Below are 14673 nucleotides of genomic sequence, written 5' to 3'. Positions count from 1 at the left end.
TGTTTAATACTAATAGACGAAACGCGCGAAAATTATCCCTCCCGGACAGGAAAAAATTTAAAAAAAATTTCACCCTGCAGCAAAAGGCAGCACAGGAGCGTAAAAGAGCGCTTGCTTAAGATACGCTGCAAACTGTCCAGCGCTTTATATAACAGCTTATAGGCAGAGGCGGTGCTGATACCCATAATATCGGCGATCTCGTCGTAGGAGATGCCTTCATAGAAGCGTAGAAAGATAATTTCCTGCTGCCGGTCCGACAGGCGGCCTACCAGCGCCGCCACCTGCCGGCGCAGCTCCTGCTCCTCCACTTTCAGGGGCAGTTCCTGTGCAAAGCTCACATGAAAGCTGCCGCTGCTCACCACCCCATCCAGCCCCACTACTTTTGACTGCGCCTGCATTTTGCGGAACAGCATGGTACGAAGGGACTTGTACAGGTAATGCTTTACAGAGGCCGGCGTTCCCAGCCTGCTGCGGGAGGTCCATAGCTGCACAAAAAGGTCATGGATGGCGTCCTGCACCAGGTCGGCATCGGTTGTGAACTTGGCGCCATAGTTATTCAACGGCGTGTAAAACTCCTCGTACAAAGACGTATAAGCATTCCAGTCGCCCTGTTTAAACGCATTCCACCATATTATATGGCTGTCAGACTGCATGTACCGGCTATTAAAGATTAAAAAGTGTTTGAATAAGGAGGATGGCTAATAATACAAAAAATTTCCGTATTTCCTGCGCAGTTCGCCCGGCCCATGCGCGGCAACGGCGCTTTTTTTAACGTTTTTTAAAGCGCAAATGCTTCATTAATACTGCAAAAAGCGTTATTATTGAAAGAGCAAAAAGGTATGTGATTGATGAACACTCCCGGAAACAGTGCTTTTACACGATCTGTGAAGGGGAAGGTAGTGATTGCCTTCCTCGCTGGCTGCGTGGCCCTGGGCCTGGCCTGGATCGTAAGCCGCACCGCTTTCCGGGAAATGCTGCATACCGTAAAAAGCCTGTCGGAGCCCAACCAAAAGCTGCGGATCGTAAATACCCTCTTCCGCGATATCACCCAACTGGACCAGCTCCAGAAAAGACAGGCCCTGCTCAAAGCCAATTCCTACAAGACCTTCCTGAACGAATCCAAAGCCCTGCGCCTGTCCCTGGACAGCCTGCGGATGCTGTACGCCGACAACCCGGCGCAGCAGCAGCGCCTGGACTCCATGAAGCGCCTGCTGCTGGAACGCGACAAACTGTTCCTCAACTACCTGAAAGTACGGCAGGGGCTGGTAAACAACAGCGACCTTACCCGGCAGGTGCAGATACTGTCAGAACTGATCCTGAACTACACGCCGCAGATAGACAGTACGGTGATCACCACGGAAAAGAAAGTGTCCACCACCTTCATTTATCCTTCGGACTCCGCCGCCATAGCAGATGATGATGACAAAGAAGCGGCGCCGCCGGTAAAGAGCAGCTTCTTCAGCCGGCTTTTCGGCAAAAAGAAACCGGAAAACCCGCAAACCGAAGAGCAGGACAGCGGGCAGGGCAAACGGCAGCCCGCCAGGATGGTAAAGGAAGAGGTGAACATTAAAATAGACACCCTGGCCCTGGCCAAGCAGGACAGCATTATGTGGGAAGTGGAAAAGGCCATGCAGGAATATGAAAAGGAACGCCGCCTGCAAAGCAGCCGCTTTGTAAACCGGGAGATAGAGCTGGCCAACGCCAGTAACGTGCTCACCAGCCAGATGCTGTCCATCCTGCAGGAAGTGGAGCGCGAAGTGGTAAAGCAGGAGGAGGAGAACAACCGGCTGGCCCGCAACGTGGTAAGCACCAGCGTGCTGCGCATCAGCATCATTATGGGCGTGTTCCTCCTGCTGATGGCCATACTGGTATACCTGATACTGACAGACATTGCCCGGAGCAATGCCTACCGGCAGGCGCTGGAAGTAGCCAAGGAGGAAGCGGAATATCACAGCATGGCCAAGCAACGGTTCCTGGCCAATATGAGCCACGAGATCCGCACCCCCCTGCAATCCATTATCGGCTATGCGGACCTGCTGCGGCAGCAGGACAAACCCTCGCGCAAACACCTGGACGCCATCTACCACTCCTCGGAGCACCTGCTGCATATCGTGAACGAGGTGCTGGATTACAGCCGCATCATTTCCGGCAAGTTCACCTTTGCCCAGCTCGACTTTGACCTGCGGCAACTGCTGGAAGAAGTGATGTCCGTGATGCGGCCCCAGGCGGAAAAGAAAGCACTGGACCTTTCCCTGCACGATCATATCCGGGGCAACGCCTTCCTGAACGGCGATCCTTTCCGGCTCAAACAACTGCTGTACAACCTGATCGGCAACGCTATCAAGTTCACGGAACAGGGCGGGGTAAGCCTTAGCGTGGAAGACGCCGTGGCGGAAGATACCGGCCATCCCCTGCTGACCTTTACCGTGACCGATACCGGCAAAGGCATAGCGCCCAAAGATGTACGGCGCATCTTCAACCAGTTTGAACAGGCCGGCGATACTTACCATCATAACGGCACCGGGCTGGGACTGAGCATTGTAAAAGCGCTCACAGAAGCGCAGCACGGCAGCATAGAGGTGACCAGCGAGCCGGGCAAGGGCTCCAGCTTTGCGGTGCAGCTTCCCTTTGCTACCGCCAGGCAGGCGCCGGTGCAGCCCCGTGCAGAAGCGGTACGGCCGGCAGGCACCTTTAGCGGCAAAGTATGGGTGGTAGACGATGATCCTTTCATCCTGCACCTGTGCGCCTCCATTTTTGAGAAGCATGGCGTGGACCATACCTGCTTCCAGTCGCCGGAAGAGCTGCTGGATACACCCTGGAATGACGCCGTAAGGCTGGTGCTGGCAGACATGCGCATGCCCGGTATGAACGGGGCCGAGCTTTGCCGGCAGTTACGCGGGCGGGTACCGGAGCATGTAAAGATATTCGCCCTCACGGCGCAGGCGCTGCCCGAAGAAAGGGAAGCCGTGTTGCAGGAAGGTTTTGACGGGCTGGTGATGAAGCCCTTCCGCGAACCGGAAATACTGGCCCTGCTGGATGAAAATGCCGCAGCCGCCGCATTGGAAGCCTATGATGAAACAGGTACAGACCAGGAAGACGATGAAATAGACCTGTCCGCGCTGGAAAAGCTGACCTTTGGCGACAAGGCGCAACTGCAGAAGATACTGGAACGCTTTGTAACGGACAACCAGCATGATGTGGACCTGCTGTGCAGCGCGGCGCAGGGAGTGGACATGGAACAAATGGTGCTGGTGCTGCACCGGATGGCCGGCAGAACGGCCCAGGTAGGAGCCGGTGAGCTGGCGGCGCGGCTGCGCATGCTGGAAATAGCGCTGCAGCAGCATACCGTGCTGCCCGGCGAAGCCATAGAAGAGATCGACCTGCTGGCGGCAGATGTACGGGCGCTGCTGCAGAAAGTAGCGGCCCTGCTCACACCCGCTTACCCCTCAATCTGATATTTCTCCATTTTTTTATACAGTGTCTTGCGGTCTATGTTCAATAGCCGGGCGGCTTTGCTTTTGTTGTTCCTTACCTGGCGCAGTATCTCCTGTATCAGTTCCTTTTCATTCACCTCGTTCAGCGCTTTCAGGTCCGTGCCCTGGGCTTTGGGCAGTTGGTTTACGGAGAAGGTCATTTCATCCGGGAGGGATTCCATGCCGGCGGTCTCCCCTTCGGTCAGCAGCACCATGCGCCGGATCACGTTCTTCAGCTCCCGCAGGTTGCCCGGCCAGTCGTACTGCCGGAACACCGTCATGGCGCCGGAAGAGATGCGCTTGATGTGGCGGCCCAGCTCCTGGTTGGCCAGCTTCATGAAGTGCTGGGTGAATATCTCCAGGTCCTCCTCCCGCTCCCGCAGGGCAGGCACCTCCATCTTGAACTCGTTGAGGCGGTGGTACAGGTCTTCCCGGAAATTGCCCTTGCCGGGCTGCAGGTCTTCGTTAGTAGCGGTAATGATGCGCACGTCCACTTTCACCTGCTGGGTGCTGCCAATAGGCTGTATCACTCTTTCCTGCAGGGCGCGCAGCAGCTTTATCTGCACTTCATAACTCAGGTTGCCCACCTCGTCCAGGAAAAGGGTGCCGCCGTTGGCCGCCTCAAACAATCCCTTCTTGTTCTGCAGCGCCCCGGTAAAGGCGCCTTTGATATGCCCGAACAGCTCGCTGGCGGCCAGCTCCTTTGACAATGCGCCACAGTCTACCGCGATAAAGGGTTTGCCGGCACGCTTGCTCAGGCTGTGGATGGAGCGTGCTACATATTCCTTGCCGGTGCCGCTTTCCCCGAGTATGATCACGGACATATCGGTAGGCGCTACCAGCTTGATGTATTCGTATAATTTTTTGGATACCTCGCTGTTGCCTTCTATAAAACCGGACAGCACCTGCTGGGGGGCGGCAGGCTCCACCGCCTTGCGTTTCAGGGCTTCGTTCAGCACCAGCAGCAGCTCATCGGCATTTACCGGCTTGGTGATATAGTCAAAGGCGCCGGAGCGCATGGCTTGTACCGCAGTACGCACATCATTAAAGCTGGTCATGATAATGGCAGGGGCCTGCATATCCCGCTCCCTGGCCGTGGCCAGCACTTCCAGCCCGTTGCCGTCTGTAAGCCGGTAGTCCAGCAGCAGCAGGTCATACTCCTTTTTTTCCAGCGAACGCACGCCGTTCTTTACGTTATAGACCGCATCCACCTCATGGCCATGCTTTTTCAGGAAACCTTCCAGTATCTGCGAAAATGTAGTGTCATCCTCGACAAGTAATATATTGGGCATAACGTATAATAATTCTGGTACTCCGTTTAACTGTAATATTAGTCAACTAATGCCGATAAAACAAAAATAGAGGAGTCCTCCCGGCGGGAGGACTCCTCGTGTATTCTACTGCATGTCCAGGGCTCTAAAGTCAGGCAACTACTTTACCGTCCTTGTCCAGCTTAACGGTTTTGCTCTCTTCACCTTTCTTCAGCTCTACTTCAAAATATTCGTTGCCGGAGGCCGGTTTAACATGGAAGGCTTTTTCAGGCATCCATTCCTTGTAGTCGTCAGCAGCCAGTGCAGTTTTTACCGCATCCGGCAGCTCTTCTACCTTAACAGGTACTTTTTCGTCCTGCTGTTGTACGATAGCAACATCTTGCTGGTTGCTGTTGGCATTAACGGTTACTACACCCGCAAGTGCAAGTACCATCAGAGATAGCACGATCTTTTTCATTGTCCCCTGTGTTTTTTAAGTAAGCAAAAAGTTTAACACCCTTTATGTAATGAAAAACATGCCAGCAATCTCCGCAAAATGTAGTGACCTGATTATGAATACTTTCAGCCGGTTTTACTGCGTACCCTGTACACATTAGTGTTGAGGACGTATTCCCGTACCTGAGGACAAAGTCTACACATTTGCCGCCACTCCCACCTCCTGCACGATCTGTATGTTCATGTGCAGCTTTACTTCATCCCCCAGTATCAGTCCGCCGGTATCGGTAGTGGCGCTCCAGCGCAGGCCGTAATCCGAGCGGTGCAGCCGGCCGTCCAGCTCAAAGCCTGCACGGGCATGCCCCTGCGCATCGTGGGTAGTGCCGTTATAAGTAACAGACAACTCTATTGTATGCGTTTCATCGCGTATGGTCAGGTCGCCTATCAGCCTGTAATGTTCGCCGCTTACTTTCTTTACCTGCCGGGATACAAAGCGTATCCGGGGAAACTGCGCACTGTCAAAGAAATCCGCGGATCTTAAATGTTCATCGCGCTGTTGGTTGTTGGTGGTCACGCTGCTTACGTCCGCCTCAAACGTAATGCGGGCATCATGAAAATCTTCACTCTCTGTGCGCACCGTTCCTTCAAAGCGGGTAAATACGCCGCTTACGTTTGTGATCATCAGGTGCTTTACTTTAAATCCTACTTCGCTGTGTGATGCATCAATTTTCCAGTTAGCCATATATTTTAATTTTTAGGTCCGTTGTCCTTACTTGGTGTATGAAGTACATATATAAAAGTAACGGTTGCAACATCTATCCGGGGTGCACAAAATTTTGGAAAGGGTGTACTTTTTTAGTGAAAAGACAGTTTTAACATTTCCTTATAAAACGCTGTTTAAAACAAGGAGCTGCGGACGCCGCAGAATTTGGTATTTTCATCCTTTCAAATAAAAACGGAGTAACAGAACAGCATGAAGATCTTGTTAGTGGAAGACGAACCCAACGTGGTATCACTGATCAAAAGAGGACTGGCGGAAAACGGGTACGAGATCAGCGTGGCGCCGGATGGCCTGTCCGGCCTGCAAATGGCCACTACCCACGATTTTGACCTGATCATACTGGATATCATGCTGCCCGGCGTCAACGGGATCGAGATCTGCAGGAGCATCCGCCGGCAGAATGAGCAGGTGCCCATTATGATGCTGACCGCACTGGGTACCACAGAAAATATTGTGACGGGCCTTGACAGCGGTGCGGACGACTACCTGGTAAAGCCCTTCAAGCTGGCGGAGCTGAGCGCCCGGGTGCGCCGCCTTTCCAGGAGAATGCAGCATGCCGGCCCGGTGACCAGCATCCTGCAGATAGCGGACCTGGAGCTGGACACCGTCTCCAAATCCGTGCGCCGCGCCGGCAGGCAGCTAAACCTCACCGCCACCGAATACCGGCTGCTGGAATTCCTGCTCAGGCACCAGCGCAGGGTGCTGTCCCGCATAGAGATACTGGAGCATGTATGGGACATCGACTTTAACCTGGGCACCAACGTGGTGGACGTGTATGTGAACTATCTCCGGAAAAAAATAGACAAGGATTTTACGCCCAGGCTGATACACACCGTAGTAGGTATGGGCTATGTAATGCGCGAACAACATGAAGATACAGAATAAGATAGCCATCCTCTTTACCGCGCTTACCGCCGCTATTATACTGCTGCTCAGCCTTTTCATCTATTACTTTGCCTCCCGCAATACCTTCCAGAATTTTTACCACCGCCTGGAAGTGCGGGCCCGGATCGTAGCCCAGGCCAGCCTGGCAACGGATACCAACAGCACCAACATTTATTACCGCGTAAAGGAAGAGCAATTGGAAGACCTGCCCTTCGAGAAGGACTATTTCCTGCCGCTGAAAGCCGATACACCGGAGCTGGCGCAAAAATCGCCCCTGCCCCTGCCTGCCTATTTCTACCGGAGAGCGCTTACCGAGGGGATTGCCCATTACGTGCGGGACAACCAGTTCTATGTAGGCTATTACCCGGGCAACAATCATCGCTTTATAATAGTTACTTCCGCACAGGACGTGTATGGCATGGAAGAGCTGAAAGGGCTGAAAAAGGTGCTGTTCACGGGTTTCCTGGTGTTCTCCGTGCTGGTGTTCACCACCGGCATTTATTTCAGCCGGCAGATATTCCGCCCCGTGCGTAACATTGTGCATAATGTAAAAAGGATCAGCGCCAATAACCTGCACCTGCGCCTGGAAACAGGCAGCGGCAGGGACGAGCTGTCTGAGCTGGCCGTTACCTTTAACGACATGCTGAGCCGCCTGGAAGCCACTTTTGAATCGCAGAATAACTTTATCAGCAATGCCTCCCATGAGTTCCGCACCCCGCTCACCATTATATCCGGCGAGGCGGAACTGGGCATGCAAAAGGCCGCCCCCTCCCCGGAACTGGCCGCTTCCTTTGCGCTGATCCTGCGCGAGGCCGAGCGGCTGGACCAGTTGGTGAGCAGCCTCCTGAGCCTGGCCCAGACCGGCTTTGACGGCAAGAAAATGCAGTGGGAAAAGATCAGGCTCGACGAGCTGCTGTGGTCCGTAAAAACCATGGCGGACCAGATCTATCCCGGCAACAAAGTGATGCTGGACTTCAGCCAGTTGCCCGAAGAGGCGGACAACCTCAGCACGGAAGGCAGCCTGCCCCTGCTGCGGCTGGCCTTCAGCAACGTGGTGCTGAACGCCTGCAAATATTCCAATAACCAGCCGGTGGTGGTGCAACTGGCCGCCGTTCGCCGCGTGATCACCGTTACCATTATGGACCAGGGCATCGGCATTCCCCAGGCCGAGCTGTCGCAGGTATTTGTACCCTTTTTCCGTGCGTCCAATACCGGTAACTATGAAGGGCACGGCATCGGGCTGCCCCTGACCCTCAACATCATCCGCCTGCACAAAGGCTCTATCGAGATAGAGGCCAAAGAGATGAAAGGAACCGTAGTGAGAATACATTTGCCGGTGGCGCTCTAATCTCATTCTAATCTCGCCCTCATCACCTTCTAATTTCCTTCTTAGTTCCCCCTAACCCCCGCGCCGTTACTTTGCTTTCAACAAATCATTACACGCAAAAAAAACGGCTATGAAGAATATTTTAATTCCTACTGATTTTAGTATCCGGTCCCTGGAACTGGTAAAGGCAGCAGTGCATGCCAACATTAATGAGCGCATGAACATCCTGCTGTTCCACTGCTTTAAAATGTCCGACAACATACAGGAGCTGATGATGCTGTCCCGCCGCATGAAAGACTACGAGCACATCAGCGACGAGTTCCGGGCCGTATGCGCACAGTTGCAGGACCGCTACCCCGCCCGCATCAACAGTATTAAGGTAGAGTGCTTCTATGGCAGCACCCTGGCGGTTTTCAAGAACTACCTGTACGGCAACGACATTTCCCTGATCGTGTACGACGAGCAATACCGCTTTGAGAAAGTGAACAAAAGCAGTATCGACCCGCTGAACATTATCAAAAAGTCCGGCTGCGAGCTGCTGCCGCTCACCATCAATACCGAGAAGGTGACCGTAGGCAACCTGCTGCAGTCAGAGCTGTACAAACCCACCCGGCTCACTGCACACTGCCCATTACCAACTGCCAACTAAAAACTTTGCCATATGTTGCTAAAAGAGAATATTCCTTTTGGATATGTGTTTGGAAAGATCAAGTCCGAGATCATATGGATATCGCTGTATGCCATCGGCATCGCCATCTTTCACCAGAGCTTTCCGGTAACCAGGATCTCCATACCCATTGCCATACCAGCCATACTGGGCACCGTCATCTCCCTGTTGCTGGGCTTCCGTTCCAACCAGGCTTACGAGCGCTGGTGGGAAGCCCGCATCATCTGGGGGGCTATTGTGAACGACTCCCGCACGCTTACGCGGCAACTGCTCACTTTCACCACCTACCCGGATGAAATGCCGGAAGAGGTGCTGCGCTTCCGCGAAGTGTTCGTAAGGCGGCAGATCGCCTGGTGCTATGCACTGGGGCAGGCGCTGCGCAGGCTGAACCCGATGAACGGCCTGGACCGGCTCCTGACCAAACGGGAGCTGGACTATATAGACCGGTATGACAACAAGCACGTGGCCCTGCTGGACCTCCACGCCCGGGACCTGGACCACGCGCTGAAGCAGGGGTGGATCAACCGCTATCAGCAGGTAGAGCTGGACCGGACCCTCACCCGCCTCTGCGATGCCATGGGCAAATGCGAGCGTATCAAGAACACCGTTTTCCCGGCCACCTACAGCCTGTATATACACCTGGCGCTGAACCTGTTCATCGTACTGCTGCCCTTCGGGCTGGTGGAGTATTTCGGGATCATTGAGATACCGCTGGTAGCGGCTATTGCGGCCTCCTTCCTCCTGATAGAGAAAATGGCCATCCACCTGCAGGATCCATTTGAGAACAAGCCTACGGATACACCGGTAACGGCCATCTCCCGGAATATAGAAAAGGACCTGAAACAAATGCTGCACGACTGGCAGATGCCGGAAACACAACAGAAAGCGGAGCCGGCGGCGTTCTACATATTATAACCGTGCGGCCGGGGCGTACCCGGCGTTATGCCGGCCGCGCGCTTTTCCGGTACGCCAGGGGGCTTACACCGCTGTACTTGCGGAACTGCCGGCCCAGGTGGCTCTCGTCTGTAAAGCCCAGCTCAGCGGCTATCTGGCTCACAGTAAGGGAGCTGTGGGCCAGGCGCTGCTGCACCAGCCGTATGCGGTACCGGGTAATGTACTGCTGCAGGCTTTCGCCGGTGAACTTGCGGAAATATTCGCCTACGTAATTGGCAGAGAGGTTAAAAAGCGCGGCCAGGTGCTCCACCCGCAACTGGTCCGGCTGACTGATGTGCTGGCGGATATGCAGCAGCATCCGGTTAATGAGCGGCTCCGCCTCCACCGTGGCGGTGGCGCCGGCGTTGCCGGCTACATTGCGGGCCAGGATGTTAAGAACGACGGTTACCAGGTGCTGCAGGTTCTCCTCGTGGTAGGACTGCTGCTGCTCGTACTCCTCCACCATATTGCTCATCAGCGTGGCGATCATCTGGCAGTCTCCCGGCCTTGTGATCAGCAGCTCCTGGAAGCGGTTATGATGGTAGAAGATATGTTCTAACTGCCGGAGCCACTGTTCTATCCTTTCGCGCTCCCGGGCGCTCCTGCACTGGCCGAGGAATACCTCCGAGAAACGGATGGAGCAGAAGCGGGTGGGCTGTGCAATGTCAAATCCCCGGCAATCCAGCGGCGTAAAAAGGAAGATGCTGCCCTTGTGATAAGGGAACCGGTTGTTGTTCACCTCGCGGGTGCCCTCTCCTTCCAGCACCCGCACGATCTCGAAGAAATGATAGACCAGCGGGCGTTCCCGCCAGCACGCCATATCCGACACGTACAGCTCAAAAGGCTGGTGTAGCTCCTGGTGTTCCATAACCTGTAAATTTACAAAACAAACCCTGCTTTGTCACTGTTCCGCCATAGCGCCGGCCGGTAATTTTGCTATCAAAAACAAGCAGTTATGCATTTGAAAGAAAAGTTACTGACGCCTTTGGCCACTCCTTCCATTACGTTTAAGAACCGGGTAGTGATGGCGCCGATGAGCAGGCGCCGGTCCAGGCAGGGCATCCCGGCCCCCACAGCTCCGCTCTATTACGGGCAAAGGGCCGGCGCAGGTTTGATCATTGCGGAGAACAGCGCCGTAGCGGCCAACGGCGTGGGCTACCTGGATGCGCCGGGCATTTATAACGAGGCCCAGCAGGCAGCCTGGAAAAAGGTGGTGGATGCCGTGCATGCCCGGCAGGGAAAGATATTTGTGCAACTGGTGCATACCGGCCGCATCGGGCACCCGCTGAACCATGAAGGCCGGGCGCCGCTGGTGGCCCCCTCCGCCGTGCAGGCAGCAGGCCTGATGCGCACCCCCGGGGATATACACCTGCCCATGCCCGAGCCGGAAGCGCTCAGCACCGCCGGCGCAAAGGCCCTGGTGGATGCGCATATACAGGCGGCGATCAGCGCCATAGAGACAGGGTTTGACGGCGTGGAAATTCACGGGGCGCACGGCTTCCTGCCGGAACAGTTCCTGCACCCGCACACCAACCGCAGAACGGACCGTTACGGCGGCGGCATTGCCAACCGCAGCCGCTTCCTGCTGGAGATCATGGAAGGCGTAAGCGCCGCCATCGGCAGGGAACGCACCGGCATCCGCCTCTCTCCTTTCGCCGTCCTGAACGACCTCCCCGCCTATGCCGAAGAAGCGGCCACCCACCGGTATATTACCAATGCCCTGCGGGAGCTGGACACCCTGTACATCCACCTTTCCAGCCAACCGCTCAACGGGCAGCCATCCATCTCCACGGAATACATACAGGAAGTGCGCCGGCGCTTTCCCAACCTGCTGATACTGGCAGGCGGGTATACCGCCGGCTCCGCCGAAGCAGCCCTGCAGGCCGGCTTGGCCGACCTGGTGGCTTTTGGCCGGCCCTTTATCGCCAACCCGGACCTGGTGGAGCGCTTCCGGCATCATGCGCCGCTGAACGAAGGCAACCCGGATACCTATTACCAGGGAGGGGATGTGGGATATATTGATTACCCCCTGCTTTCTTTATGAGATCAGGGCATATTCCCTCTACGGATAGCGGTAAACCTTTGGTCAGGTCCCGGTGAGGTCCCGGTTTTCAATTCCGGGATATCTTTTATATTTTAATGCCCTCAACAGATCCACGTACATCATGCAGCGCATACTCCTTTCCGTTCTGGCCATCGCCGCCGCTATCCTTTCTTCCGGTTTCCGGGAAAAACCGCCCGCCAAAAAGCCCAACGTGGTCATCATTTTTATGGATGACATGGGCTACGGCGACCTGGAATGCTATGCCGGCACTCCCTGGCATACGCCCAATATTAACCGGCTGGCAGCGCAGGGCATGCGCTTCACCTATTTCTATGTGCCGCAGGCGGTATGCTCCGCTTCCAGGGCGGCCCTGCTCACCGGCTGCTACTCCAACCGGGTGGGCATTCACGGCGCCCTGATGCCCAACAGCCCCATTGCGCTGGACACCGCGGAGCAGACCATCGCGGAAATACTGAAGGCGCAGGGCTACCATACCGGCATGGCGGGCAAGTGGCACCTGGGCAGCCGGCAGCCTTTCCTGCCCCTGCAGCAGGGCTTTGATGAATACCTGGGATTGCCTTATTCCAACGATATGTGGCCGGTGAACTTCGACGGCAAGCCCTACCCGGACACCTCGCACGGCTGGCGCGCAAAATTTCCTCCCCTGCCGCTGATAGAGGGTAATGAACCGGTGCAGATCATTAAAACGCTGGATGACCAGGCTACCCTCACCACCCGTTATACCGAACGGGCCTGCAACTTCATCCGGAAGAACAGGGACCAGCCCTTTTTCCTGTACCTGGCCCACAGCATGCCGCATGTGCCTATCGCTGTTTCCGGCAGGCATGCCGGCAAAAGCGGGGACGGGCTGTTTGGAGATGTGATCACGGAAATAGACTGGTCGGTAGGGCAGATCCTGCAAACACTGGATGAAACAGGGCTGAGCAAAAACACCCTGGTGATATTTACCAGCGACAACGGGCCCTGGCTCTCTTACGGCAACCATGCCGGCAGCACCGGCGGCCTGCGCGAAGGCAAAGGCACCTCCTGGGAGGGCGGTATCCGCGTACCCTGCATCATGCGCTGGCCCGGCCAGATACCAGCCGGCTCTATCTGCAACAAAATGGCCTCCACTATAGACCTGCTGCCCACCATCGCGCACTTTTGCGGTGCGGATCTGCCCCGGCGCAAAATTGACGGCGTAGACCTGCATACCCTCCTGTTCAATGCCAATACAAATGCCAGCCCGCGGAACGAGCTGGCAGTATATTACGGGGTAAACAGCCTGCAGGCCATCCGCAAAGGCCCCTGGAAACTGGTACTTCCCCACCGCTCCCGCACCTACAAGCTGAACCTGCCGGGCTATGACGGCTGGCCGGGGAAGCAGCCGGATGTAGATGTACCGGAAGCCCTGTACGATCTTCGCCATGACCCGGGAGAGACCCTGGATGTGCAGGCGCAGTTTCCCGAAGTAGTAAAGGAGCTGAGAGCACTGGCGGAAAAATACCGGCAGGACCTGGGCGATGCCCTTACCCACCGGGAAGGCACCGGCCGGCGCCCGGCGGCAAAAGTGGCCCCGGCGGCGCAGTAGCGACGACCCGTGATGATCTTATTTACGCCGTTTCTCCACATCCGGCAGGAAACCGGTAAGCAGCCCTATCAGCGGCAGCCAGGCGCACACCTGGAACACGTAGTTGATGCTGGTATGATCGGCCAGGCGGCCCAGCACGGCCGAGCCGATGCCCGCCATACCAAAGGCCAGGCCAAAGAACAGGCCGGCTATCATACCTACCTTGCCCGGCACCAGCTCCTGCGCATACACCAGTATGGCGGAGAAGGCGGACGACAGTATCACGCCGATGAATACACTCAGCAAGGCGGTCCAGAACAATCCCACATGCGGCAGCAGTAACGTGAACGGTGCTACGCCCAGTATGGAGATCCAGATCACGTATTTGCGGCCGATGCGGTCGCCTACCGGTCCGCCGATGAAAGTGCCGGCGGCAATGGAGAACAGGAAGATGAACAGGTATACCTGCGCGCTCTGCACCGATACATGAAATTTGTCTATCAGGTAAAAGGTATAGTAGTTGGTCATGCTCGCCATGTAGAAATACTTGGAGAAGATCAGCACCAGCAATACCAGCAGGGCAAATACCACCCGGGCCTTCGGAAGCGCCGGCAGCGTATCGTCCACAGCCCGGCGCCTGGGTTTTACCCGGTGCCGGTTCACCTTGTACCAGCCTGCAATTTTCAGCATCACCATAATGGCCAGCAGGGCGGCCAGGGAGAACCAGATCACGTTGAACTGCCCGAAGGGCACAATGATCATGGCGGCCAGCAAAGGGCCCAGGGAGCTGCCGGCATTACCGCCCAACTGGAAAAGCGACTGCGCCATGCCATGCCGCCCCCCGGAAGCCATATAGGCCAGCCGGGAAGACTCCGGGTGAAAGACCGCTGAGCCGATGCCTACCAGCCCTACGGCTATCAATACAATATAAAAGCTGTGCGCCAGCGACAGGCAGATCAGCCCCGTGAGGGTAAAGCCCATGCCAATGGCCAGAGAGTAGGGCTGCGGATGCCGGTCCGTATACAACCCCACCAGGGGTTGCAGGATGGAGGCGGTCATCTGGAAAGTAAGCGTGATCAGTCCCACCTGCGTAAAGCTGATGTGCAGGGAATCCTTTACCACCGGGTAGATAGCCGGTATCAGGGACTGGATGGTATCATTCAGCAAATGTGAAAAGCTGAGGGCCAGTAATACGGAGAAAACCGTTTTTTCTGCAGCTTCCCGTGCCGGGGCCGGTATGGCTGCTGCTGTGTCTTTTGTTCCCGTTTCCATAATATTAAGCGGTTA

13 protein-coding genes are annotated in these 14673 nt (G+C 55.7%); 7 read left to right on the top strand and 6 right to left on the bottom strand.

What is annotated here, in order from left to right:
* Positions 1-32: 32 nt before the first annotated feature.
* On the bottom strand, positions 33-653 hold the full coding sequence (locus LX66_RS07395) for an RNA polymerase sigma factor (protein ID WP_145711375.1): 621 nt from the start codon (positions 651-653) through the stop codon (positions 33-35).
* 195 nt (positions 654-848) lie between these two features.
* Here LX66_RS07395 and LX66_RS07390 point away from each other — a divergent pair, with 195 nt between their 5' ends.
* Entirely contained in the window at positions 849-3455 is a 2607-nt protein-coding gene (locus LX66_RS07390; protein WP_145711373.1) for an ATP-binding protein, read from the top strand.
* Here LX66_RS07390 and LX66_RS07385 read toward each other — a convergent pair.
* From LX66_RS07385 to LX66_RS07375, 3 genes are all read right to left on the bottom strand, one after another.
* On the bottom strand, positions 3440-4765 hold the full coding sequence (locus LX66_RS07385; protein ID WP_145711371.1) for a sigma-54-dependent transcriptional regulator: 1326 nt from the start codon (positions 4763-4765) through the stop codon (positions 3440-3442). The two genes, LX66_RS07390 and LX66_RS07385, sit on opposite strands and share 16 nt — an antisense overlap.
* Before the next feature lie 130 nt (positions 4766-4895).
* Positions 4896-5201: a hypothetical protein gene (locus LX66_RS07380; RefSeq protein WP_145711369.1), complete on the bottom strand. Its 306-nt coding sequence runs from the start codon at positions 5199-5201 to the stop codon at positions 4896-4898.
* Positions 5202-5375: 174 nt separating this feature from the next.
* Positions 5376-5921, bottom strand: coding sequence for a YceI family protein (locus tag LX66_RS07375; protein ID WP_145711367.1), 546 nt, complete (start codon positions 5919-5921; stop codon positions 5376-5378).
* A gap of 231 nt (positions 5922-6152) precedes the next feature.
* On the opposite strand from LX66_RS07375, the gene LX66_RS07370 reads away from it, so the two are divergent.
* The 4 genes from LX66_RS07370 to LX66_RS07355 all read left to right on the top strand — a co-directional run bounded on the left by LX66_RS07370 (position 6153) and on the right by LX66_RS07355 (position 9754).
* The gene (locus LX66_RS07370) at positions 6153-6845 is read left to right on the top strand and encodes a response regulator transcription factor (protein WP_145711365.1); all 693 of its coding nucleotides are present in this window, start codon (positions 6153-6155) and stop codon (positions 6843-6845) included.
* On the top strand, positions 6829-8193 hold the full coding sequence (locus tag LX66_RS07365; RefSeq protein ID WP_145711363.1) for a HAMP domain-containing sensor histidine kinase: 1365 nt from the start codon (positions 6829-6831) through the stop codon (positions 8191-8193). Before LX66_RS07370 ends, LX66_RS07365 begins: the two co-directional genes overlap by 17 nt.
* A 109-nt stretch (positions 8194-8302) precedes the next feature.
* The gene (locus LX66_RS07360) at positions 8303-8821 is read left to right on the top strand and encodes a hypothetical protein (RefSeq protein WP_145711361.1); all 519 of its coding nucleotides are present in this window, start codon (positions 8303-8305) and stop codon (positions 8819-8821) included.
* Between the two features lie 12 nt (positions 8822-8833).
* Positions 8834-9754 (top strand): bestrophin family protein, encoded by a 921-nt coding sequence (locus LX66_RS07355; RefSeq protein WP_145711359.1) that lies wholly within the window; start codon positions 8834-8836, stop codon positions 9752-9754.
* 25 nt (positions 9755-9779) lie between these two features.
* Here the strand turns inward: LX66_RS07355 and LX66_RS07350 are convergent, their stop codons facing one another.
* Positions 9780-10640 (bottom strand): AraC family transcriptional regulator, encoded by an 861-nt coding sequence (locus tag LX66_RS07350; protein ID WP_145711357.1) that lies wholly within the window; start codon positions 10638-10640, stop codon positions 9780-9782.
* 87 nt (positions 10641-10727) lie between these two features.
* Here LX66_RS07350 and LX66_RS07345 point away from each other — a divergent pair, with 87 nt between their 5' ends.
* Together LX66_RS07345 and LX66_RS07340 are read left to right on the top strand one after the other, a co-directional pair.
* Entirely contained in the window at positions 10728-11816 is a 1089-nt protein-coding gene (locus tag LX66_RS07345; RefSeq protein WP_145711355.1) for an alkene reductase, read from the top strand.
* A 121-nt stretch (positions 11817-11937) separates the two neighbouring features.
* Positions 11938-13407 carry a sulfatase family protein gene (locus tag LX66_RS07340; protein WP_145711353.1) on the top strand — a complete coding sequence of 490 codons (1470 nt, stop codon included), beginning with the start codon at positions 11938-11940 and terminating at the stop codon, positions 13405-13407.
* Between the two features lie 18 nt (positions 13408-13425).
* On the opposite strand, the gene LX66_RS07335 is transcribed toward LX66_RS07340, so the two are convergent.
* Positions 13426-14658: an MFS transporter gene (locus LX66_RS07335; protein ID WP_145711351.1), complete on the bottom strand. Its 1233-nt coding sequence runs from the start codon at positions 14656-14658 to the stop codon at positions 13426-13428.
* Positions 14659-14673: the final 15 nt, after the last annotated feature.

This window comes from Chitinophaga japonensis (genome assembly GCF_007830125.1).
Taxonomy (GTDB): Bacteria; Bacteroidota; Bacteroidia; order Chitinophagales; family Chitinophagaceae; genus Chitinophaga; species Chitinophaga japonensis.
This window is presented reverse-complemented; position numbering and strand designations above follow the sequence as displayed.

Bases quoted from the DNA above. Each gene is read 5' to 3' on its own strand.
- LX66_RS07395 (WP_145711375.1), bottom strand. From the start codon at position 653: ATGCAGTCTGACAGCCATATAATATGGTGGAATGCGTTTAAACAGGGC.
- LX66_RS07390 (WP_145711373.1), top strand. From the start codon at position 849: ATGAACACTCCCGGAAACAGTGCTTTTACACGATCTGTGAAGGGGAAG.
- LX66_RS07385 (WP_145711371.1), bottom strand. From the start codon at position 4,765: ATGCCCAATATATTACTTGTCGAGGATGACACTACATTTTCGCAGATA.
- LX66_RS07380 (WP_145711369.1), bottom strand. From the start codon at position 5,201: ATGAAAAAGATCGTGCTATCTCTGATGGTACTTGCACTTGCGGGTGTA.
- LX66_RS07375 (WP_145711367.1), bottom strand. From the start codon at position 5,921: ATGGCTAACTGGAAAATTGATGCATCACACAGCGAAGTAGGATTTAAA.
- LX66_RS07370 (WP_145711365.1), top strand. From the start codon at position 6,153: ATGAAGATCTTGTTAGTGGAAGACGAACCCAACGTGGTATCACTGATC.
- LX66_RS07365 (WP_145711363.1), top strand. From the start codon at position 6,829: ATGAAGATACAGAATAAGATAGCCATCCTCTTTACCGCGCTTACCGCC.
- LX66_RS07360 (WP_145711361.1), top strand. From the start codon at position 8,303: ATGAAGAATATTTTAATTCCTACTGATTTTAGTATCCGGTCCCTGGAA.
- LX66_RS07355 (WP_145711359.1), top strand. From the start codon at position 8,834: ATGTTGCTAAAAGAGAATATTCCTTTTGGATATGTGTTTGGAAAGATC.
- LX66_RS07350 (WP_145711357.1), bottom strand. From the start codon at position 10,640: ATGGAACACCAGGAGCTACACCAGCCTTTTGAGCTGTACGTGTCGGAT.
- LX66_RS07345 (WP_145711355.1), top strand. From the start codon at position 10,728: ATGCATTTGAAAGAAAAGTTACTGACGCCTTTGGCCACTCCTTCCATT.
- LX66_RS07340 (WP_145711353.1), top strand. From the start codon at position 11,938: ATGCAGCGCATACTCCTTTCCGTTCTGGCCATCGCCGCCGCTATCCTT.
- LX66_RS07335 (WP_145711351.1), bottom strand. From the start codon at position 14,658: ATGGAAACGGGAACAAAAGACACAGCAGCAGCCATACCGGCCCCGGCA.